Here is a 23,292-nt window from a genome sequence, read left to right on the forward strand (position 1 = left end):
AATAAAAACCATATAATTTTTCTTAATTCAAAAGATATTTGACAAAATTACTCACATATCACTACGATATTCACAAAACAAAATAGCTTTTTCTTAAAATTAACCAATTATAAAATAGAAATTAAGAATTTAGGCGCCGAATTTTTAAAGAAAATTTACGACTAAATTATTATCAGATGATTTCCTGAATTTAAAATGAATATGCGATATTCCACGAGAAACCCACATTGAATTTTGCTGAGCTTTTGCCGAAGCCCGGAACAATCATCGGTTTGATATCATCCTGAGTTGTCGAAAACAGCAAATATCTTGGCTGTACGTTGACGTCGATATAGAAAGGGGATTCGAAAAGCTGCATCCGCCCGCCAACGGCAGCCTCCAGCCAGTAAGAACTTTGAGAAGAGGCAGGAAAAGCCACAGAAGTATCACTGCCGCCAAAACCCCGAACAGGAACCGCCCGATATTCCTGATTATAGAATGAACCGGCGACTTTTCCGCCGGCATAAAATCCGTTCATCGGATTTTCTTTATCGTTTGCCAACATGTAGAAAGCACCTACTTTAAGAAAAGGCCCGTTTACTGCAGCGTCGTAACCGTTTTTTTGGTAAATATTTTTCTCGAAACCCACATCAGCAACCGCATGAATGTTTTTGGTAACCCGTGAAGACACAAATCCCTGAAAAAGCTTCCGGTCCGAAAAAGCGCCTATTCCTGCATTCAGGACATCAAAACCCACCATAAAATTAGGTTCATACTTCCATTTTGTTTTTAAAGTATCCTGATCTTTCTGAGCAAAAGCGGCAAAAAAAAGAAAACTAAAAAAGAAGGAAAAAATGAGTTTTGGATTCATCTGTGATTTGGGTTTGATTTTGTTCTACCTCTACAACGGGATTCGGCACTTCCAATACCGCATTTACGTTTTCATAAATCTTCTTGATTCCGCAAGCGGGCGAAACATATTGGGATTTTGTGGTATAATTTATTTTTACTTCTGAAGTGACAGCAGCTTTTGAGATACCTACATAAATTTTAGTAAACGGAACATCATCAACTCTTAAAGGAATAAACACAGAATCGGTTTTTGTTTTCGCTGCAATCACCGGAACAGGACCGTTTCCGTAATCTACATTCACAAAAAGCGAATCCATGGTTTTGATTTTCCCCGTTGCTTTGGTTTTAAATTTCAGTTTCATTCTGGGAGTGGCTTCTCCGCTGATACAGATATCATCATCGCTTCCGCACGAAAAGAGCGAAATCAAAAACAGAGAAACCAGAAAAATTTTCAGAAACTTCATGAATCAAATTTAATTAAATCTTAATCAACAGCGCAATATTTTCGACATGATGTGTTTGCGGGAACATATCCACCGGAAGTATTTTCACCAAACGGTAATGTTCTTTCATCAAAGCCATATCTCTTGCCTGTGTTGCCGAGTTACAGCTCACATAAACGATCTTTTCAGGAGAAAGCTTCAGGATTTGCTCCACTACTTTCTGATGCATTCCGTCGCGCGGCGGATCGGTAATTAAAACATCTGCCTTGGGATGATTTGCTAAAAATTCATCATTAAAGACATCTTTCATATCCCCGCAATAGAATGTACAGTTCGACAAACCATTGAGCGCTGCATGTTCTTTTGCCGCATTAATCGCCTCCTGAACCGACTCAATACCAATCACCTGTTTTGCATTTCTTGCAACATATTGTGCAATCGTTCCTGTTCCGGTATATAAGTCGTAAACGACTTCATGGCCTTTCAGATCTGCGAATTCCAAGGTTTTTCTGTATAACTCCAAAGCCTGCTTATAATTAGTCTGAAAGAATGATTTTGGTCCGATTTTAAATTTCAAACCATCCATTTCCTCCATTAAAAATCCGTCACCAAAATAGGTTACCACATGCTGATCATAAATTGAATCGTTCTGTTTTGAATTGATACAGTACACTAAAGTTTTGATCTGCGGGAATTCACCTAATAAAAAGTCGAATAACTTCTCACGGTTTTCTTTTTCGTCGCGGAAAAGCTGGAAGAGAACCATCCATTCTCCTTTGGAATTCTGTCTCATCATTAAAGTCCGTAAAAAACCGGTCTGTTCTCTAACGTCAAAAAACTCAAGTCCGTTTGCGACTGCATACTTTTTTACGGCAAGCCTGATGGAATTGGAAGGATCTTCCTGAAGCCAACATTCCTTCAGATCTAAAATCTTACTCCACATCCCGGGAATATGAAAACCAAGCGCATCACGGTTTCCAAAATTTTCTTCGGAACTGATTTCATACTGGGTCAGCCAACGCGCATTGGAAAAGGAAAATTCCATTTTGTTACGGTAAAAATACTGCTCTTCACTTCCAAGAATCGGAAGGGTTTCGAAATCTTCAATACCGCCAATTCTTTTGATATGATTGTAAACTTCGTCCTGTTTAAAGTTCAGCTGCATTTCATAGGAAAGATTCTGCCATTTACAACCGCCACAAACCCCGAAATGAATACACTTCGGCTCTACTCTGTACGGTGATTTCTCCACGATTTCAACAGCTTCCGCCTCGAAATATTTCGATTTCGATTTTTTCACGCGGGCATTGACCACATCGCCGGGTACTGCTCCGGAAACCAAAACGGTTTTGCCGTCATCAGTTTTGCCCACTGCAACACCTTTTGCGCCTGCTGAAATTAATTTTATATTCTCTAAAACGATATTTTTGTTTTTCTTTCTCATTGAAACTTTTAATGACCACAAAAGTACAGTTTTAAAATAAAAAAGAAGCGATAAATCGCTTCAGTAGAATTGAATCCCTTCAAATTATTAAAAAGAATATCTATTGGTGTAAACTATTAATTTATGCTTTGGACAAAAAACTGTCGCGCTTCAGTAAATAATACACTCCTCCAATGCACCCGGAAAACAGAAACCCTAAGGTCCAAAGATATTTTGTGGAGAGATTGTTCTTGAAAACATCTACAATTAAAACAATCACAGTTATAAAATTGCATAATAGTGCTATGTATGTCAGTATTTTTCCAGCTTCAAGCGGAAGACCGAAAGAAGTAAGATCAATGTTTATGGTACAAACCGTAAAAATCAAACCGAACACGGCTACAGGAAAAAGAATGTTTCTGGAAATGAGTAAATCGTTTTTCATCTTTCAAATTTAATCAAATATAAAAAAAATTCCTGCCGAAAAAATCCGGCAGGAATGATATGATGATTCTGATGATTTATTTTGTCGGTGCAGCTTGTGGCTGAGGAGCAGGCTGCGGTGCAAGCAAATCATTCTGCAAATGAGCTTCCGGCTGTACAGTTGGTGCTTTTAATCCTGAAAGTTTATCCAAAACGGTTACAATTTCCGGATCTCCCAGATTGTAGAAAAACCGGCTTGCGATTTTACCGTCTTTATCCAGAACCACGAAAGATGGAAGTTTAAAACCATAAATTCCCAAATCTTTGGCAATCTGCGAATTCATTCCGCCTTCACCGTAAACATTATTCCCGGGAATTCCTTTCAGCATTGCATTGCTTGTTTTTACGAACTGATCTTTGGTGTCATCGAAATTCACGAATGTGAAATCCATTTTCGATTTATAAAAATTCACCACTTCTCTCAGAACCGGAACTGTACCTTCGGCAATATAAGGATTCCACGAAGCGTAGAACATTACTAATGTCGGTTTTCCTGTTCCGAATTTGAAATCGCTTCCGTCCGCTTTGATCAGTTTTGCCGAGCTTATTGCATCACCAACTTTAGGACCTGCGATAACGAACTGAATTCTTTCAAGATCTTTCTTAATTTCAGAATCCTTAATTTTCTCCTTAATGATTTTAGAAATTTTATCTGAATTCTCTTTCGTCATTCCCGGAGCGATATCGCCGCTGGACAGTACGAAAGCCAAAAGATAATCTTTAGTGATCTGAGACATGTCTTTTTTGGTATCTAAAAACTGAGAAAACACTTCAGATGAAATTTCATTTCCTGTTTTTCTGTTAGCAGTCGCAAAAGTCTGAAATTCCTGGCTTAGTTTTCCTAACAGATAATTTCTGTAGATTGGCTGACTTTTCAGCATTCTTTCACTGTTTGCATCAAGTTTGGCTTCCGCATCTTTAAAGTTTTTAGAAACTTTGTAGTTAGGATTTTGCGTTGCCTGCGGGTGATTCACCTCATACTGATTCATCAGTCCCAGAACACTTGCTGCAAGCTCGTCTTTCTTAAACTGCACTACTTCACTGTCAGCAGAAGTTTTCTTTGCAGAGGAATCTATATTCCCTTCAATGTCTTTTTTAATTCTTTCAATATCTTTTAAGAAAGCGTCTTCGTTTTTAGTCACCAGTTCTCCAACATTAATTTTCGAAGCGTAATTCTGAATGAATTTCTGAACTTCTAAAAGGAAATCGTTGTTGTTTTTCGCGTCTCCAGTGATGGTAAACTGATTAGGGAAATTTGCAGCCTGCCCAGAAATGTTCAATTCCTGACCGCGCTTAAGATAAATCATTGCAGTTTTTCCTGCATAAGACATAATGTACATCCCGTTTTTCGGAGCTTCGAAACTCCCGGAAAAACTTCCTTTTGCATCTACTCCCATATTCACTAAAGGAAGGGTTGCAACGCCGGAAGCTTCTACGAATTCGATTCTTTCCAGTGGCGAACCACCTGCGAAATTACCTTTTACTTCTACTTTTTTTGAACATGACATTGCTGCGAAAGCGAACATCAACAATAAAAAATATTTACTCATGTTTTTTTGATTGTGTATAAATTTTTGCATTTTTAATTTCTTCATCTATAAAATTAATTGGGCAAAAATAGGTTATATAAAGAGTTATAGAAAATTTTACTAGGATTTTTGTGAAAATTTAACAAAGAAAAATCCGCTTTCGGTATGGAAAGCGGATTTTCTGTCTTCATTAAATATTTTATCCTCTGTCGATATTGGCCGACATGTATTCGCGGTTCATTCTGGCAATTACTTCCAGGGAGATTCCTTTCGGGCATTCTACTTCACATGCACCGGTATTGGAACAGTTTCCGAATCCTTCTTCGTCCATTGCTTTTACCATATTAAGCACTCTTCTCTGCGCTTCAACGCGTCCTTGAGGCAACAATGCGTACTGAGAAACTTTAGCTCCGACAAACAGCATTGCTGAACCGTTTTTACACGTTGCTACACAGGCACCGCATCCAATACACGCAGCAGCATCCATTGCTTTGTCTGCATCATCTTTAGGAACGGGAATCGCGTTAGCGTCCAAAGTGTTTCCTGAAGTATTTACGGAAATAAATCCTCCCGCAGCCATTATTTTGTCGAAAGCACTTCTGTCAACCACCAAATCTTTGATCACCGGGAAAGCAGCGCTTCTCCATGGTTCGATATGAATGGTTTCGCCATCTTTGAACATTCTCATATGCAGCTGGCAAGTGGTGATTCCTGTATCCGGACCGTGCGCTCTGCCATTAATGTAGAGGGAGCACATCCCGCAGATTCCTTCACGGCAGTCGTGATCGAAAGCGATCGGTTCTTTTCCTTCATTAATCAGATTCTCATTGAGCATATCCAACATTTCGAGGAAAGAAGAATCTGTGGAAACGTCTGAAATTTTATAGGTTTCAAACTGTCCTTTAACTTTATTATTTTTCTGTCTCCAAATTTTCAGAGTCAGGTTTAAGCCTTTTTTTGCACTCATTTTATTATTTACTTTTTTGGAGATTATTTATAACTTCTGGTTTTAACTTCAATGTTTTCATAAATCAGGTCTTCTTTATGCATCACTTCCTGATTAATGTCCGCACCCTGATATTCCCAGGCTGCAACATATTTGAAATTCATATCATCTCTTTCCGCTTCTCCTTCCGGAGTTGCATGATCCCAACGGAAATGACCTCCACAGGATTCCTCTCTCTTCAAAGCATCAATTGCCATCAGCTGTCCAAGTTCAAGAAAATCTGCAACCCTGAATGCTTTTTCCAGTTCAGGATTCATTTCGTTAGCTTCACCCGGAACTCTTACATCTTTCCAAAATTCATCTCTTACCTCAGCAATTTCTTTAATGGCTTCTCTTAAACCTTCAGGAGTTCTTCCCATTCCTACTTTATTCCACATAATGTGTCCTAATTTCTTGTGGAAATGATCTACTGAATGAGTTCCTTTATTGTTAATGAAGAAATTGATTTTATCCTGAACTTCTTTTTCAGCAGCATCAAAATCTGCAGTGTTTGTTGGAATTGCACCTGTTCTAATATCTGCTGAAAGATAATCAGCAATCGTATAAGGAAGTACAAAATAACCGTCTGCCAAGCCCTGCATCAGTGCAGAAGCTCCTAATCTGTTCGCTCCGTGATCAGAGAAATTAGCTTCTCCAAGTACGAAACATCCCGGAATAGTCGACTGCAGATTATAGTCAACCCAAACGCCGCCCATGGTATAATGAACCGCCGGATAAATTTTCATTGGAGTTACATATGGATTTTCCCCAGTGATTTTTTCATACATCACAAAAAGGTTTCCGTATTTTTCTTCAATCCATGCTTTTCCTAAATCATAAATTTGCTGATCGGTAGGATTGTGAATGTTTTTTTCAATGGCCGCTTCCCGACCTTTCTTAGTAATTTCTGTCGAGAAATCAAGATAGACACCTTCTTTGGTGTCGTTATTTTCAATTCCGTAACCGGCATCACATCTTTCTTTCGCTGCTCTGGAAGCAACGTCACGCGGCACCAAGTTTCCGAAAGCCGGATATCTTCTTTCCAGATAATAATCGCGGTTTTCTTCAGCAATATTTTCAGGTTTTAATTTCCCGGCACGAATTGCTTCTGCGTCTTCAATCTTTTTAGGAACCCAGATTCTTCCTGAGTTTCTTAAAGATTCAGACATCAAAGTCAGTTTGGACTGCTGCGTTCCGTGAACCGGAATACAAGTCGGGTGAATCTGTACATAACAAGGATTTGCGAAATACGCTCCTTTTTTATGAATTTTCCAGGATGCAGAAACGTTGGATCCCATTGCATTCGTGGAAAGGAAATATACATTACCGTAACCGCCGGAAGCAATTACAACAGCATGTGCCGAGTGTCTTTCGATTTCTCCGGTTACTAAATTTCTTGCGATAATTCCTCTTGCTTTTCCGTCAACAATTACCAGTTCAAGCATTTCGTGACGGTTGTACATTTTAATTCTGCCTTTCCCGATTTGACGGCTCATTGCAGAGTAAGCTCCTAATAAAAGCTGTTGCCCGGTTTGTCCTTTAGCATAAAAAGTTCTTTTTACCTGAACACCACCGAAAGACCTGTTATCAAGCTGGCCGCCGTACTCTCTTCCGAAAGGTACGCCCTGCGCAACACACTGGTCAATAATATTTGCAGATACTTCCGCCAAACGGTAAACATTGGATTCTCTTGCGCGGTAATCTCCACCTTTAATGGTATCGTAAAACAAACGGTAAGTTGAATCTCCGTCTCCCTGATAATTTTTCGCAGCATTAATCCCGCCCTGAGCAGCGATAGAGTGCGCTCTTCTTGGGGAATCCTGATAACAGAATGCTTTTACGTTGTAGCCCTGCTCAGCTAAAGTGGCTGCGGCAGAACCTCCAGCCAAACCTGTTCCTACAACAATGATATCAATTTTATCACGGTTGTTTGGTGCAACAAGGTTCATATGATTTTTATGGTTTTTCCATTTGTCCGCTAACGGGCCGGCAGGAATTTTTGAATCTAATTTGCTCATTTTTAGAAATTTTTAATTTACTCAGAACTTTCTATTCTTTATTTGAGTTCGTGAATATTTCGAATATTAAATTTTAAAGAATTAATGAATGATTAAAACTTAATATTTATTGAGTTATGAAATGATACACTGCTATAAAAATAAATCCTGCAGGAATAAGGATGGAATACCATGTTCCCAATGCTTTGATCACAGGAGTATATTTAGGATGTCTTGCACCAACAGACTGGAACGACGACTGGAAGCCATGTGCCAAATGCAATCCCAACAGCACAAAAGAAATCACATAGAAAGCTACGCGAATCGGATCAGCAAATTTTGCATGAAGTTCAGCCCAGAATCTTTCGTTATCCGGAACGTTTGCTTCAACATACTTGAAACTGATTTCATGCCACCAAAAATCGTAAAGGTGCAATCCTAAAAATGCTAAAACCACCAAGCCGGAAATAATCATATTTCTGGACATCCAGGTAGAATTGGCCGAACCCTGGTTCACCGCATATTTTACCGGTCTTGCGCTTCTGTTCTTCAGTTCGAGAACGAAACCCATTACAAAGTGAAAAACTACTGCAAAACCTAAAACCGGCTGCATCAAAAACTGAATAAGCGGGTTATACCCCATAAATTCCGAAGCTGAGTTGAATGCACTCGGGCTGCAAACTGATAGCAAATTAACCGAAAGGTGCATGATAAGGAATATGAGCAAAAACATTGCAGACAATGCCATTGCGTACTTTCTACCAATAGTAGAACTTGTTAATCCTGCCATAATAATGTTTAAATTGAATTTTCACAAAGTTAAAAAATTGTTAAGGTATAAAGAGGTGAGAAAAATCAGAATTTTTTAGTTTGTAATCTTTCTAAATAAGATTACCCTCAACAACCGGTTGATTAGCAATAAATTGGCATTAGCAAAAACACCATTATTACTTGAAATGATACACTTTCCCCTCTACAACCACCTTGTGCACTTCCGGAGGCAGTGTCTTTATTTCAAAATCATTTGCCCTACGGGAAGTTAAGTAAGGTTCTGTTACATATTTTTCAACTTTCCCTAGATTGGAATTTTCTCTCATGAAAAACTGAACTTTATTATTCCGTTTTACCGAAATAATTTTCTCTTTAAAATACTGATGTTCTAAAGTTTCATTGATTTGCGAGGCTTTAAAATTCAATAAAAACCTCAACGCCACAAATGTCACCACAAAATAAGTCACTTTCAAAACATTTCTGGGATTAAGTTTTATCACCGCAAACCGTAAAAACCAAACGGTCAGTAAAGCAACAGCCACTTCCAGTAAAGTCATCGGAATCATTTTATAGAAAGCAAAATCGACATCTGCAAAGAGATGAATGACGTCAAGCGTTTTAGTAACTACCCAATCGTAAAGAAAATTAAGCCAGGAAAACTCTATTGAAAACCCAATAAGAACCGTCATCAGCAGAGAAAAGATAATTAAAATTTCTGAAAACGGAATGACAATTAAATTAGCAACAATCGAAACCATTGAATATTGATGGAAATAATAAATAACCAATGGCAACGTAGCAATCTGTGCAGAAAAACTTACCGAAACCACATTCACCATCGCGTTCTGGAACTCATTTTTAGGTTTCGGAAGATATTTAAGTATAGGTTGATTGAGCCAGAAAATTCCAAAAACTGCTGCAAAACTCAGCTGGAAACCAACGTCAAAAAACTGGTTCGTATCCGCAATGAGAATCGCAAATGCCGCCACCGCCATTGCGTGGAGCAAATCGGGTTTCCGCTGCAACAGTACACAAATATAATAAGCAGAAATCATAATGCAGCTTCTTACAACCGAACTTCCGTAATCGATAAAAATGGCAAAAGACCAGATTAATACCAAAGAAATAACCGTTTTATAATTTCTAAATTTTGGAGGAAATACCGGCTTTAATACAATAAGAATCAGCCAGAAAATAATCGCCATATGAGATCCGGAAATCGCCAGAACATGCATTAAACCGGATTTACTGAAATCCTGAACCGTCCCGTCATCCATTTCAGTCCGGTCTGCGAGGATAATCCCTTTTGTAAATTCGCGTGCTTTTTTGCTGAAGCCGGCCCGGTCGATTTTGCTTAATGTTTCGAGTCGCTTCTGTTTTATTTTCTCAGAAAAACTCAAGTCATTCCGCGCGCCGGGCTGAAATGAATTAGGCAGATAAATCTGGAAATAAATATCTTTTCGAGCTAAATATTTTCCGTAATCAAACTGAAAGTCGCTGTAAGGTTTCTGCAGTTTATTGATGTACGCTTCAGCTTTGTAATAATGAAGAAAATCGAGATCATTCTCTGTTTTAGGTATCGAAAGTACACTCAGAAATGACTGATTACCTTTCCACGCTTTCACTTCATAACGCCGGTTTTTCTCGTTGGAATTGAGTTTTCTGCTGATTTTAAAAACGATGTTTTCTTTGCTTTTCAGCTCGGGTAATTGAGGTTTCTTTGAATTCAGGAAATGTGCAAAAATTCCCAGAGAAAAGAACAGCAGAAACAGCGAAACGTGACGGAAACGGTGAGCATAAAAATTTTGAATCAAATACAGAACAAGCGACAGAAAACTGAAAACCAATAATATTATGATTTGCTTAATCCGCACGGAAAGATAATCCTGCAAAAGAATTCCAAGAATAAAACAGACACAGAGAATGAGTAAAGGCTGCTTTTGCAAGATATTTTTTACAGGTAAATATATTAATCTTTACCTGCAAAAAGCACCGTCAAATCACCCTTTTACAATGAGATGCGCAGCGTGATCACTTGCACCCTTTCCGCCTAATTTTTCCCGGAGAAGCTCAAAGTCATTTAGCATTTTTTGTCTTGGTTCTCCTTCTAACACGAGTTTCAGCTCTTTCACCAGGTTTTCGGTATTAAGTTCATTCTGAATTAATTCCGTAACAACTTCCCTGTCCATAATTAAATTCACCAAAGAAATATATTTGATGTTTTTTACAACTCTTTTCCCGATTTCGTAGGAGATCCGGCTGCTCCGGTAACAGACCACTTCCGGAATGTTGAGCAATGCCGTTTCTAAAGTTGCTGTGCCGGAAGTAACTAAAGCTGCTTTCGAACACCTCAGCAGATCGTAGGTTTTATTGGAAACAAAGTGAACGTTTTCGTCAACATATTTTTGGTAAAAATCTTTAGGCAGACTCGGCGCGCCTGCAATTGCAAACTGATATTCTTTAAAAAACGGGCGAACCGAAAGCATAAGTTCCAGCATTTTGGTCACTTCCTGTTCCCGCGAACCGGGCAACAATGCGATGATTTCTTTTCCGTTAAGCTGATTCTCTGATTGGAACTGACGAATGTCAATGCTCGGCAAATCGGAAATCGCATCCAGCAATGGATGTCCTACAAAATGCGCATCCACCTGATGCTTTCTGTAAAACTCCTTCTCGAACGGAAGAATTACCAGCATTTCATCAACAAATTTCTTAATTTTTTCAACCCTACCTTCTTTCCAGGCCCAAAGCTGCGGAGAAATATAATAAACCACCTTCATTCCCGATGTTTTGGCAAATTCAGCAATCCTTAAATTAAATCCAGGATAATCCACTAAAATCAAAACGTCCGGCTGATAATTTGCCAGATCTTCTTTGCAAAATCTTATATTTTTAAGAATAGTTCTGAGATTTTTAGCTACTTCCAGAAATCCCATGAACGCAAGATCTCTGTAATGTTTCACCGGACCAAACCCGGCAACCTGAGTCATTAAATCTCCGCCCCAAAAACGGAATTCCGCCTCAGCATCTTTTTTCAGAATTGATTTCATTAGGTTTGAAGCGTGCAGATCTCCAGAAGCCTCGCCGGCGATAATATAGTATTTCACTCGTTTAAAAATTGTAATTTTGCTCAAAGATAAAGATAAAAAATGTCAGAAGATTTCGAAATAAAAAATAAAGTTGCAGACAGCGGTTTGGTAAATTTTGACCTTTCCGTGCTGGTTCCAAAAGGCAGAAGAATAGGGATTGACCTTAAGGATTTCCTCTACGAAGGCCTGATCCTAAAAGAAAAAGACTTCCGCGACAAAGTGAGTGCTATCAATACCGAAGATTACGCAGATTGTTACGTTTATATTTATAACTCTGCAGAGGCGATCGTTCCGCTTTGGGCGTATTTTCTTCTTACCGCTAAAATTACAGATTCCGCTAAAAAAGTCGTTTACGGAAACAGGGAAGATTTGGAAGTGCTTTTGATACACAACGCCATTCAGACTTACGATTTCAGTGAAATGACAGATAAAAGAATTTTGGTAAAAGGCTGCTCTGACGAAAACATCCCCGAAAATGCCTACATCGAACTTGTAGAGCAGTTAAAACCCATCGTAAAATCTTTAATGTTCGGTGAAGCCTGTTCAAATGTTCCCATTTTTAAGAAATAAATTTTAACAGTTTTTTATTATTTAAATAAAATAGTATCGGAACAGTATTTGGTAACTTTGATACTCACTATTTTTTAACAAAAAACGAACAAATTATGAATTTAATTGATTTAATTACCGGAAACGCCGGAAATCAGGTTGCTTCACAGGCCGAAAACAAGTTCGGTATCGATAAAAATCAAATAATTGCCCTTCTTGCAGTTGCTGCACCATTGGTAATTTCTTATCTGAGAAAAAAATCCCAGGACGATCCCAACGAAGCAGAAGCTTTAAACAGTGCTTTAGATAAAGACCATGACGGCAGCATTCTGGATAATCCTGCACAGGTAGAAGCCAGACAGCAGGAAGGCAGTTCGATCCTTGACCATATTTTCGGAGGACAGAAACCTCAGGTTGAAAATCAGCTTTCTCAGAATACCGGTATTTCAATGGATAAAATCGGACCTGTATTAGCGATGTTGGCTCCACTCATCATGGGATATATCGGAAAAGAGAAGCAGACCAGCGGAGTAAATTCCGGCGGAGGTTTGGGAGATTTATTAGGCGGGATTTTGGGCGGCGCGCAGAATCAGGCTCAATCGCAGCCTTCAAATCCATTAAATGATATTTTAGGAAGTGTTCTTGGGGGTGGTTCTCAGCAGTCATCTTCAGGAAATCCTTTAAATGATATTTTGGGAAGCGTTCTGGGAGGCGGCAATTCCGGTCAGCAGCAGGGCGGCCTGGGCGGTCTCTTAGGAAGTATCCTTGGCGGCGGAAAATAATTTCATCACTATAAAATAAAAACCGAAGATTATTCTTCGGTTTTTTTCTTTTTCGCAGCTTTGGGTTTGTTATCGGTTTCTAAATTTTCAGATTTGTCTGTCGGATAACCAACTTCCTCTCTTACTTTCTTTTTAGAATCCTTTTTATCATCCTCATCCAAAACTTTGACAGGAATATTTTTTACTGAACTTGATTTTCTCGGTCTCTTTTTTCCATAACTTCCGGCGGTTACTTTTCCGCGTCTGGATTTCTGATCTCCTTTTCCCATAATTAACAGTTTTTTATTGTTGATTTACACAAAGTTAACCAAAATCCCTGAACTTAAATCTTAAAAAATTCATAAACTTTGAACACCACTGCTCGCTAAAAAAGTTCTCACTTCCAAAGCATAGCTTTTAATTTCAGACTAAGATGAACTCAAAAAATTGGTGTTCAAAGCCACATAAAACTTCTAAAAGCCACTTCCTGCTTCCATGCAAAAATCTTATATTTGCATGCATAAAATTTTAACCGACCCACGTCAACCAAAACGATCACTAAGATGTTCCGAACCCACACCAACGGCGAATTATCGCTTCATCATCTCAACGAAAACATTACCCTTTCAGGCTGGGTTCAAACCATCCGTGATAAAGGATTTATGATTTGGATCGACCTTCGGGACCGTTACGGAATTACACAGCTGGTCTTCGATCAGGACCGTTCCTCTGCAGAATTAATGGAAGAAGCCAAAAAGCTCGGACGTGAATTCGTGATTCAGGTTGAAGGAAAAGTCATTGAAAGAGTTTCAAAAAACCCAAATATTCCTACAGGCGAAATTGAAATTTTAGTCGAAAAACTTACTGTTTTAAATGAATCCCAGCTGCCCCCGTTTACGATTGAAGACCAAACCGATGGTGGTGAAGAACTGAGAATGAAATATAGATATTTGGACATCCGCAGAAATCCGGTAAAAGACAAACTGATTTTCCGTCACAAAATGGCGCAGAAAGTAAGAAACTATCTTTCTGATCAGAATTTTATCGAAGTTGAAACTCCGGTTCTTATTAAATCCACTCCCGAAGGTGCAAGAGATTTCGTGGTTCCAAGCAGAATGAACCCTGGACAGTTTTATGCACTTCCGCAATCGCCGCAAACTTTCAAACAGTTGTTGATGATCGGCGGAATGGACCGTTATTTCCAGATTGTAAAATGTTTCCGTGACGAGGATTTAAGAGCAGACAGACAGCCTGAGTTTACCCAAATCGATTGCGAAATGGCTTTCGTAGAGCAGGAAGATGTTTTGGAAATCTTTGAAGGAATGACGGCGACTTTATTGAAAGATATTGCCGGAAAAGAATTCGGGAAATTCCCGAGAATGACTTTCGAAGATGCCATGAAAAATTACGGAAATGACAAACCGGATATCAGGTTCGGGATGAAATTCGTGGAAGTAAATGAGTTGGTTAAAGGAAAGGATTTCAAAATATTTGATGACGCCGAATTGGTTGTCGGAATCAATGTTGAAGGCTGCGCAGATTATACGAGAAAACAAATCGACGAATTGATTGATTGGGTAAAACGTCCGCAAATTGGTGCCAACGGAATGATTTGGATTAAATTCCAAAATGATGGCGTTGTAACTTCTTCCGTAAATAAATTTTACAGCGAAGAAGATTTAAAGAAAATTACAGAAAAATTCGGAGCAAAAGAAGGAGATTTGATTTTCCTGATGTCCGGAAATGAAAATAAGGTAAGAACCCAACTTTCCGCACTGAGAATGGAATTGGGGAACAGATTGGGATTAAGAAAAGGAAACGAATTCGCGCCACTTTGGGTAATCGATTTCCCGCTGTTGGAATGGGACGAAGAAACCGGAAGATATCATGCAATGCACCATCCGTTCACGTCACCAAAACCTGAAGATGTGCACTTACTGGAAACCGATCCGGGAAAAGCGAGAGCAAATGCTTACGATTTAATTCTGAACGGAAATGAAATCGGCGGCGGATCTGTACGGATTTTCGACAAAGATTTGCAGGCGAAAATGTTTAATCTTTTAGGATTTACCAAAGAAGACGCAGAAGCACAGTTTGGATTCCTGATGAACGCTTTCCAGTACGGAGCACCGCCTCACGCAGGTTTGGCTTTAGGTTTTGACCGTTTGGTTGCAATTTTGGACGGAAACGAAGTGATCAGAGATTATATCGCTTTCCCGAAAAATAATTCTGGAAGGGATGTAATGATTGACGCACCGAGCAAGATTGCTGATGAGCAGCTTGAAGAACTTTTCCTGAAAGTAGAAACGAAAGAATAAACTTTTTATACATACCAATTATAATCCCGGCAATTCGTCGGGATTTCTTATTTTTATTCAAATATTCAGAAATGAAAAAAATCGCTTCTCTTTTATCTTTGCTTTGTTTCCTTATGATTACTGCTCAAAACCTTACTTCATACGTCAATCCCTTTGTCGGCACAAAAAATATGGGACACACTTTTCCAGGCGCTACTTCGCCGTTCGGTATGGTGCAGCTTTCCCCCGAGACGAATCAGGTTCCGTACGCAACTGATGGCAAATACAATCCCGAAACGTATCGCTACTGTTCGGGTTATCAGTTTGAAGATCAAACCATTTTTGGTTTTTCGCATACCCATTTCAGTGGGGTTGGACATTCTGATCTCGGAGATTTTCTTATCATGCCAACGACAGGTAAACTCAATTTAGAACCCGGAAAAATTGGTGAACCGAAAAGCGGTTACCATTCTCAGTTTTCAAAAAGCACAGAAAAAGCGGAACCTGGATTTTATGAAGTCTTTCTGGATGATTATGGAATTAAAGCAGAACTCACCACCTCGGACCGGGTGGGTTTTCACCGTTACACATTCCCCAAATCAGGCGAATCGCATATTATTCTGGATTTAATGTCGAATATTTACAACTATGATTCTAAAAATGTGTGGACTTTTGTTCGGGTTGAAGATAATCAGACCGTTGTCGGATACCGCGAAACAACCGGCTGGGCGCGAACTAAAAAGGTGTTTTTTGCCATGAAATTTTCGAAACCGTTTAAAAGTTATGGTAGAAAACGCTACGAAAAAGTAGAATACAACGGCTTCTACAGAAAATTCAATGAAAACGAGAACTTCCCGGAATTTGCCGGAAGACAAATCAGGGCGTATTTCGATTTTGACACTGAAAAAGACGAGCAGATTCTGATCAAATTCGCACTTTCAAATACTTCTACCAACGGAGCACTAAAAAATCTGGACGCAGAAATTCCGCACTGGGATTTCGAGCAGGTGAAAAATGGGACTTCCGAAAAGTGGGAGAAAGAACTTTCGAAAATTGAAGTGGAAACTTTAAACGGAAACGATAAAAAAACTTTCTACACCTCACTTTATCACACGATGATGTCGCCGATTCTTTACGAAGATGTTGATGGAAAATACCTCGGACTTGATCAAAATATTCATGAATCGGAAGGATTTACGAACTACTCCATTTTTTCGCTTTGGGATACCTATCGTGCGCTGCATCCGCTTTACAATATTATTCAGCCTAAAAGAAACAACGATTTTGTGCATTCTATGATGGCTCATTATGACCAAAGTGTGCATAAAGCTTTACCGATCTGGAGTCATTACGCCAACGAAAACTGGTGTATGATCGGTTATCACTCTGTTTCCGTAATTGCAGACGCAATCGTGAAAGGAACTACGGATATCGATGTAAGCCGGGCTTTAACAGCAGCAAGGAATTCATCAAACCTAAAGTACTATGATGGGATTGAAGACTATCTGAAATACGGCTATGTTCCCGAGGACAAAAGCAGTTCCTCAGTTTCAAAAACCCTGGAATATGCTTACGATGACTGGGCAGTCGCGCAAATTGCAAAAAGAGCCGGCGACAAAAATTCCGAAACCGAATATCTGAGAAGAAGCCAGTCTTATCGTAATGTGTACAATCCCAAAACCGGATTTATGCATCCAAAACTTTCAGACGGAAATTTCAAGAAAGAATTTGATCCGATGGATACGCACGGCCAGGGTTTTATCGAAGGAAATGCTTTTAATTACGGACTTTATGTCCCTCAAAACGTTCCCGAAATGATCAAAATGATGGGCGGAAAAACTAAATTCTCCAAACATCTGGATGAAATTTTCACCACGGAAATCGCTGACAAATACATCGAAAAAAACGAAGACATCACCCGAGACGGCATTATCGGAAATTACGTTCACGGAAACGAACCGGGGCATCATATTCCGTATCTCTACAACTGGACCAACAATGCGTGGAAAACCCAGGAACGCGTGCGGATGATTATTCGGAAAATGTATTCGGCCGAAGAAGACGGACTTTGCGGAAATGATGATGCAGGACAAATGTCCGCGTGGTATGTTTTCTCGGCGCTTGGTTTTTATCCTGTTTTGCCGGGTTCTGATGAATATCAGATTGGTTCGCCTTTGGTAAAATCCGCCAAAATTAATTTGGAAAACGGGAAAACGTTATCCATTAAAACTGAAAATCAATCAGAGAAAAATGTTTATGTAAAGCGAATTTTGGTAAACGGAAAAGAAATTAAAAACCATATTCTTAAGCACAGTGATATTGCAAACGGAGGAGAAGTTATTTTCGTAATGAGTGATAAAAACTGATTTACGGTAATTTCGCCACCAAAAATTCAGGCGATATTTTTAAAATCCAGTAAATGATTTTCCATTTCCAGTTGGGAACAATGGTGAAGGAATCCCCCGCTACATATTCCGGCTCCATGATTAAAGATTCGTTCAGTTTTAAACCATCATTTATTTTGGTTCTGATGTAACCGCTGATCAAAACATTTACGGTAATATTCCGTGAACTTAAATCCTGTCGTAAGCCAGAAAGATAAGTGGTAAAAGCCGCTTTTGTACTTCCATAAATATAATTACTTTTTCGCCCGCGAACGCCCGAAAGAGAGGACAGACTGATGATTCGTTCAAGATTTGTATTTGAAAAATCGTTCGCAATTATATTTAAAACTGAAACCGCGCCGGCGTAATTCACCTTCATCATTTCGAAAGCATCATTGAAATCTTTGCTCGCTTGCTCATTCTGTCTTAAAAATCCTGCAGCGTAAATCACGACATGAGGTTTCATGGGCAATTCCTCATAAAACTTCTGATGTGATGAAAAATCAGCCGCATCAAAGAAAATCACCTGAACCGAATTCTCCATGTGATTTTTTGTGATAAAATTTTCCAGTGAGATTAAATCCCGCGAAGCTGCAAAAACGGTATAACCTTTCGCGGTATATTGCAAAATACACTGTTTAGCGACATCGGAATTGGCGCCTAAAATCAGAACGGTTCTCTGCTTGTTCATTTGAAATTAAACTATTTCGCTCTCAGCCTTTCTTTGATCATTTCAATATTTTTCTTCGCCGAATCTTCCAGGATTAAACTTGCGCTCATGTGAATTCTCTCCGGCATTAAACTTTCAAAATGTTCGGTTCCTTCCCAGGAAACTTTTTTAATCAAAGCCAAAGCATCGGAACTTCTGTACGAAAGTTTCTCCAGGAAACTGTGAAGCTCTGCATCCATTTCCGCAATAGTTGCAGAAACGGAATGATAAACATCGTGCTTTTCACACCAATCAGCGCTGCGGAAATCCGCATCAATCGACATCGCAGCGTAAGCTGATTTTCCGATTTTTCTTTCAACGTAAGGTCCGATTACGAAAGGTCCGATTCCTAAATTTAATTCCGTTAAAGCCATAGCGGAATCTTTCGTGGCAAAACAGTAATCTGCGGCACACGCAATTCCTACTCCGCCGCCGGTTGTTTTTCCCTGAACGCGGACGATGACTAATTTTCCGCAATTGCGCATCGCATTGAGAACTTTAGCAAAGCCTCCAAAGAATTTTTTGGAAGTTTCAAGTTCGTCGATTGAAAGAAGCTCATCGAAACTTGCGCCTGCACAGAAGGCTTTTTCGCCGGCCGATTTTAAAAGTATAGCTTTAACCTCCGGCTTTGCACCTTCATCAAGGATAGTTTGTGCAAGTTTCTCCAGGATTTCTCCGGGTAATGAATTGCTTTTTTCGGTTCCGAAAGTGATTTCCGAAATATTATTTTTAAGTTCCTGGTTTACAAATCCGTTGTTCATTATTTTTTATTTAAGGCAATTAAATATTTGTCGATATAGAGTTCCTTTTCCTTGCTTTTATACTGCTGGATATATCTGGGATGGTCCAAAACCGTCATTTTGTCGAAAAACTTTTCCTCGCGGTTGATTTTTTCAATGAAAGCCGCGTTCTTTTTTCCTAAAATAAAAACCTCAGAAGTATCCAAACCCAAGCTGATATGATCTTTTAAACTTTGAACCATAAAGGGTTTCACTGTCTGAAAAAGATCTTTGTCATCATAATAGTTGGCGTTTAAACCGCCTCTCGCGGTCTTCCTGATGATGGCTAAGGGAAACGGCGAATTGATATAAAATTCACTGTAAAATCTTTCCGGACCTCCAAAATTTTCGATAACGTCGTACAAAAAGACAGACGAAATTTCATGCGTGTGCGCCGATTTCATTTCGATTCCGCATACGGCTTCCAGCCTTTTCGTATCGGTAAACGGAACACCTGTAACTCCTGCTCCGTGACGGCTTGGATTGATTCCGATGATGAATTTCCGCTGATTCTGGTCATTGTAAAACTTCTCATAGAACGCTGTCATCACCGTTAAAGTTTCCGGATTATCGAAGAATGGATTCAGCACTTCGAAACCTTCGGGAAGCGCGCCTGAATAGTGCAATTGCTTATTGAAAGCGACGACTTTTTCTCCGATGGTTTTTTTCACGGTCCTATTGTTTTTACACAGATAGCATTCCTACGGGATGCCAACCACATGTTTTTATTGTTACTACACAGATAATGTTCCTACGGAACATTTATATCTCTCCTTTCATGGCACATTTTTAACCCGAGAGATCCAAGATTTGATTAAAAACATTTCCAAATCCTAATGATTCCTACGGAATCATATCTGTGTAGGTTGTGTTTAAGACGCCAACCACGGCGTTCCGTAGGAACGCTATCTTTTAAATCCAAATCAATCATAAAATTCAAACAGATATTTATTATTAAAATCAATCTCAAATTTCTTCAACAAATCTAAATATTCTTCTCTAAAGCTGTGCTTTTTATGATGTTCTTCCTGCTTTAAAATATATTTGGTTACCGCATCTTTCTGACTTTTCGCATAAGAAAATGCCCCGTAACCTTCCTGCCATGCAAATTTGCCTTTAACCATTTTCTTCTCATTGATGAAGTTAGTCGCCTCGGTTTTGACTACTTTTATTAATTCTGGAATACCAATCATCAAATTTTTATAACTGAAAAAAATATGAATATGGTCCGGATTAAGATAGATTGCAATAATCTTTTGACCCTTATTCGTAAATATTCCCGTTATATATTTCTCAATTTCCTCACGAAATTCCGATGGAATTATATTTTCCCGACCTTTTGTAGCAAAAACCACCTGAATATAAATCTGTGTGTACGTATTGGGCATTTTTACAATCTTTAATTAAGCTTTTTTCAATACATCAACTGCTTTTTATCCTTTTTCTTCCAACCTGCCTGACTCTGGTATTTGACAAAGAAAATTTTTAGATCTGCCTGACTTTGATAGTCTACAAAATAAATCTTTTTATCGGCCTAGCCGGAATATTTTACAACAAACCATTTCCCTTCATTTCCGTCGGCTTGACTTTGGTAATCGACTTTATAGACGTTTAAATCTGCCTGACTTTCATATTCACTACAAAAACCTTTACATCGGCCTGACTTTGATAATCAACAGAGAATACCTTCTGCGCAGAAAACTGCGAAGTCAAAAAAATGATCAGAAAAAGTGAAAGGATTGTTTTCAATTTATTATAAAATTACTCGTTAATCCAAACTGCTCAAAATGGTGAGTGAAATGTTTACGGTGAAAAAGTTCCCACATTTCTTTACCAATATTGCAGAACAGCGGATGCGTATGCTCTGCCAAAGGATTTTCCCGGTAATAGATCAGATAGTTTTTAAGGCTTTCAATCAATTTTTCTTTAGCCTGTTCGAGATTTTTGTACCGTAACGCCGCATTTTCATTTTCGGGTAATCCTTCAAATTTTAAATCTCTGGTAATTGCTTTTTCCTTGTACAGCCAGTCGCGAAGTTTTTCCAGCTGTTCTTCATCTTTTGTACGGCATTCCATTTGCTCCTCGCCCACGGACATCTTCAGGAAATCTTCAAGATGTTCCAGCATATTCTGCGCAGTCATTATTCCCCATTTTGGCTGAGAATTTTGGGTTAAACCATTTAACTTTTTTTGAATATTCTTTAAATTCAGATCCAAAAACTGTGATTTCTTCGCCACCAAAGTAAGAATGGTAGCCACACAAACAATCTCATCGCGCTGATTTACCACTTCCACTAACCATTTGACAACCCCGCTTGGGATGTTTCTTCCTTTTACTCCTTTGTTAATTTTTTCTTTCGCCGTTAAATAAACCGTAATCGTGTCGCCGGCGTAAACAGGTTTAAAGAAACTCGCATTTTCCAGGCCGTAATTGGCGATAACAGGACCTTTCTTGCCCGAAACAAACAGTCCCGCCGCGGCGGAAAGGATGAAATATCCGTGCGCCACCGTTTTATCGAAAATAGTTCCGTTCAAACTTGTAGCATCAGTGTGTGCGTAGAAATGATCCCACGAGACATTGGAAAAATTCACAATATCAGCTTCCGTAACAGTTCTTCCGGCAGTTTCTAAAGAATCTCCGATTTCTACTTCCTCAAAATATTTTCTGAAAGGGTGTTTATCTGAAAAATGCTGCGTAGCACCTTGCTGGTAAATTTTCGTAATCGCGGTCAGAATATCCGGCGAACCCTGGATTGCGGTTTTCTGAAGAAAGAAATGAAGACCGTTCAAACCGCCCATTTCCTCGCCTCCGCCAGCTCTTCCGGGACCGCCGTGCATCAATGTTGGCAGCGGCGAACCGTGACCTGTAGATTCCTTTGCGTTATCGCGGTTCAAAACAAAAATTCTTCCGTGTGAGGAAGCCATTTTCCAGGAAGTTTCGGCGACGAATTTTTCATCGCGAGATACGATTGAACCGACCAAACTTCCTTTTCCGCGTTTTGCAAGTGCGGCTGCTTCATCGGCATCTTTGTACGGCATTATTGTGGAAACCGGTCCGAAAGCTTCCACTTCGTGGGATGCGTTTTTCTCGAAAGGTTTATCGTTGTAAAAAACTTTTGGCGACATAAAAGCGCCATTTTCATAATCGGCGTCGACTAGTTCATGTTTTCCGTCGTAGATGAGTTCTGTTTCAGCTTTTAGAAGTTCAATTTTGCTTTCTAAAACCGCCATTTCTTTTTTACCGACAATGGAACCCATTCTGGTTTCGCGGTTTAAAGGATTTCCGATTTTGGTTTGGTCCAGCGCTTTGCTTAAAGCATTCTGAACATCACCCACTAAATTTTCCGGAACAATAATTCTACGGATAGCGGTACATTTCTGTCCCGCTTTTGTGGTCATTTCATTGCGGACTTCTTTAATAAAAAGATCGAATTCCGGAGTTCCGGGTTTTGCATCGAGTCCTAAAATAGAACAGTTCAGAGAATCTGCTTCCATATTGAAGCGCACGGCATTCGAAGAAATGGAAGGCAAAGATTTTAATTTTTTTCCGGTGGAAGCGGAACCTGTAAATAAAACAGAATCGCCGTCCTGAACGTAATCGAGAATATTTCCGGGTTCGCCACAAACCAACTGAATAGCGCCTTCGGGAAGAATGCCGCTTTCAATCATATCCTGAAAAACCGCGTTCGTCAGATAAGAACCGGGAGTTGCGGGCTTTACAATGCTTGGAACTCCGGCTAAAAGCGACGTAGATAATTTTTCCATCATTCCCCAAACCGGAAAATTATAGGCATTAATCTGCACAGAAACTCCTTCGCTTGGCGTTAAAATATGCGTTCCGATAAAAGTTCCGTTGGCGGAAAGTTTCTGGGTGTCGCCATCGACCCAAAAAGGCGTGTTCGGCAACATTCTTTTAGCCAAACCGGAATAGGCGAAAAAAGTTCCGCAACCTCCTTCAATATCAACCCAGGAATCTGCGTGCGTTGCACCGGTTTTATAGGACAGATCGTAATATTTCTTTTTTCTTTCTAATAAATACAAAGCTACTTTTTTCAACATTTCGCCGCGATCATAGAAAGTCATGGAGGAAAGATTTTTGTAACCGACGGTTCGTCCGTAATGCAAGGCACTTTCGAAATCAATTCCTTCTGTATCGGAAACCGCGACTAATTCGCCGTTAACCGCATTATAAAGTGGAATTTCATTTCCTAAACCGTCGACCCATTGGCCGTGTATGTAATTTCTAAGTTTCATATGTTGAAG

General features: G+C 39.3%; 20 protein-coding genes and 1 pseudogene. 4 read left to right on the forward strand and 17 right to left on the reverse strand.

Annotated elements, in window-relative coordinates; genetic code table 11:
• Positions 1–190: 190 nt before the first annotated feature.
• The 10 genes from KSK37_RS08800 to lpxB all read right to left on the reverse strand — a co-directional run bounded on the left by KSK37_RS08800 (position 191) and on the right by lpxB (position 11,569).
• Positions 191–850: a DUF6048 family protein gene (locus KSK37_RS08800; protein WP_217200924.1), complete on the reverse strand. Its 660-nt coding sequence runs from the start codon at positions 848–850 to the stop codon at positions 191–193.
• Positions 816–1,295, reverse strand: a complete 480-nt coding sequence (locus KSK37_RS08805; RefSeq protein ID WP_088358758.1) for a DUF6452 family protein — start codon at positions 1,293–1,295, stop codon at positions 816–818. The genes KSK37_RS08800 and KSK37_RS08805 overlap by 35 nt, the downstream gene beginning before the upstream one ends.
• Positions 1,296–1,308: 13 nt before the next feature.
• Complete coding sequence (gene rlmD / locus KSK37_RS08810; RefSeq protein WP_217200926.1) at positions 1,309–2,718, reverse strand: 23S rRNA (uracil(1939)-C(5))-methyltransferase RlmD; 1,410 nt, start codon at positions 2,716–2,718, stop codon at positions 1,309–1,311.
• A gap of 121 nt (positions 2,719–2,839) precedes the next feature.
• Positions 2,840–3,142 (reverse strand): hypothetical protein, encoded by a 303-nt coding sequence (locus KSK37_RS08815; RefSeq protein ID WP_217200928.1) that lies wholly within the window; start codon positions 3,140–3,142, stop codon positions 2,840–2,842.
• Positions 3,143–3,218: 76 nt separating this feature from the next.
• A complete protein-coding gene (locus KSK37_RS08820) occupies positions 3,219–4,730 on the reverse strand; it encodes a TlpA family protein disulfide reductase (protein WP_217200930.1) in 1,512 nt (503 codons plus the stop codon).
• A 178-nt stretch (positions 4,731–4,908) separates the two neighbouring features.
• Positions 4,909–5,676 carry a succinate dehydrogenase/fumarate reductase iron-sulfur subunit gene (locus KSK37_RS08825; protein ID WP_088358761.1) on the reverse strand — a complete coding sequence of 256 codons (768 nt, stop codon included), beginning with the start codon at positions 5,674–5,676 and terminating at the stop codon, positions 4,909–4,911.
• Between the two features lie 23 nt (positions 5,677–5,699).
• On the reverse strand, positions 5,700–7,712 hold the full coding sequence (locus KSK37_RS08830) for a fumarate reductase/succinate dehydrogenase flavoprotein subunit (protein ID WP_217200932.1): 2,013 nt from the start codon (positions 7,710–7,712) through the stop codon (positions 5,700–5,702).
• A gap of 106 nt (positions 7,713–7,818) precedes the next feature.
• On the reverse strand, positions 7,819–8,481 hold the full coding sequence (locus tag KSK37_RS08835; RefSeq protein ID WP_217200933.1) for a succinate dehydrogenase cytochrome b subunit: 663 nt from the start codon (positions 8,479–8,481) through the stop codon (positions 7,819–7,821).
• A 157-nt stretch (positions 8,482–8,638) separates the two neighbouring features.
• Positions 8,639–10,408 (reverse strand): ComEC/Rec2 family competence protein, encoded by a 1,770-nt coding sequence (locus KSK37_RS08840; RefSeq protein ID WP_217200935.1) that lies wholly within the window; start codon positions 10,406–10,408, stop codon positions 8,639–8,641.
• A gap of 54 nt (positions 10,409–10,462) precedes the next feature.
• Positions 10,463–11,569: a lipid-A-disaccharide synthase gene (gene lpxB / locus KSK37_RS08845; protein ID WP_217200937.1), complete on the reverse strand. Its 1,107-nt coding sequence runs from the start codon at positions 11,567–11,569 to the stop codon at positions 10,463–10,465.
• Between the two features lie 42 nt (positions 11,570–11,611).
• Between lpxB and KSK37_RS08850 the strand changes: the two genes are divergently transcribed.
• Together KSK37_RS08850 and KSK37_RS08855 are read left to right on the forward strand one after the other, a co-directional pair.
• Complete coding sequence (locus KSK37_RS08850) at positions 11,612–12,121, forward strand: DUF2480 family protein (RefSeq protein WP_217200939.1); 510 nt, start codon at positions 11,612–11,614, stop codon at positions 12,119–12,121.
• Between the two features lie 95 nt (positions 12,122–12,216).
• The gene (locus tag KSK37_RS08855) at positions 12,217–12,882 is read left to right on the forward strand and encodes a DUF937 domain-containing protein (RefSeq protein ID WP_217200940.1); all 666 of its coding nucleotides are present in this window, start codon (positions 12,217–12,219) and stop codon (positions 12,880–12,882) included.
• A 29-nt stretch (positions 12,883–12,911) separates the two neighbouring features.
• Here the strand turns inward: KSK37_RS08855 and KSK37_RS14180 are convergent, their stop codons facing one another.
• Positions 12,912–13,151 (reverse strand): 30S ribosomal protein THX, encoded by a 240-nt coding sequence (locus KSK37_RS14180; protein WP_217200942.1) that lies wholly within the window; start codon positions 13,149–13,151, stop codon positions 12,912–12,914.
• Positions 13,152–13,424: 273 nt separating this feature from the next.
• Here KSK37_RS14180 and aspS point away from each other — a divergent pair, with 273 nt between their 5' ends.
• Positions 13,425–15,179 (forward strand): aspartate--tRNA ligase, encoded by a 1,755-nt coding sequence (gene aspS / locus KSK37_RS08865; RefSeq protein WP_217200944.1) that lies wholly within the window; start codon positions 13,425–13,427, stop codon positions 15,177–15,179.
• 71 nt (positions 15,180–15,250) lie between these two features.
• The gene (locus KSK37_RS08870) at positions 15,251–17,524 is read left to right on the forward strand and encodes a GH92 family glycosyl hydrolase (protein WP_217200946.1); all 2,274 of its coding nucleotides are present in this window, start codon (positions 15,251–15,253) and stop codon (positions 17,522–17,524) included.
• A gap of 1 nt (position 17,525) precedes the next feature.
• On the opposite strand, the gene KSK37_RS08875 is transcribed toward KSK37_RS08870, so the two are convergent.
• The 6 genes and pseudogenes from KSK37_RS08875 to paaZ all read right to left on the reverse strand — a co-directional run bounded on the left by KSK37_RS08875 (position 17,526) and on the right by paaZ (position 23,283).
• Positions 17,526–18,233, reverse strand: coding sequence for an SDR family NAD(P)-dependent oxidoreductase (locus tag KSK37_RS08875; protein WP_217200948.1), 708 nt, complete (start codon positions 18,231–18,233; stop codon positions 17,526–17,528).
• An 11-nt stretch (positions 18,234–18,244) separates the two neighbouring features.
• Positions 18,245–19,012 (reverse strand): enoyl-CoA hydratase/isomerase family protein, encoded by a 768-nt coding sequence (locus KSK37_RS08880; RefSeq protein WP_217200950.1) that lies wholly within the window; start codon positions 19,010–19,012, stop codon positions 18,245–18,247.
• Positions 19,012–19,701 (reverse strand): SMUG2 DNA glycosylase family protein, encoded by a 690-nt coding sequence (locus tag KSK37_RS08885; protein ID WP_088358773.1) that lies wholly within the window; start codon positions 19,699–19,701, stop codon positions 19,012–19,014. The genes KSK37_RS08880 and KSK37_RS08885 overlap by 1 nt, the downstream gene beginning before the upstream one ends.
• 252 nt (positions 19,702–19,953) lie before the next feature.
• On the reverse strand, positions 19,954–20,418 hold the full coding sequence (tnpA, locus tag KSK37_RS08890; RefSeq protein WP_217200952.1) for an IS200/IS605 family transposase: 465 nt from the start codon (positions 20,416–20,418) through the stop codon (positions 19,954–19,956).
• A gap of 26 nt (positions 20,419–20,444) precedes the next feature.
• Positions 20,445–20,609 (reverse strand): annotated as a pseudogene (locus tag KSK37_RS14185) (7(1) septoil knot domain-containing protein); the annotation flags it as partial.
• Positions 20,610–20,775: 166 nt separating this feature from the next.
• Positions 20,776–23,283 carry a phenylacetic acid degradation bifunctional protein PaaZ gene (gene paaZ / locus KSK37_RS08895; protein ID WP_217200954.1) on the reverse strand — a complete coding sequence of 836 codons (2,508 nt, stop codon included), beginning with the start codon at positions 23,281–23,283 and terminating at the stop codon, positions 20,776–20,778.
• Between the last annotated feature and the right edge of the window lie 9 nt (positions 23,284–23,292).

Source organism: Kaistella soli, assembly GCF_019038595.1.
GTDB lineage: Bacteria > Bacteroidota > Bacteroidia > Flavobacteriales > Weeksellaceae > Kaistella > Kaistella soli.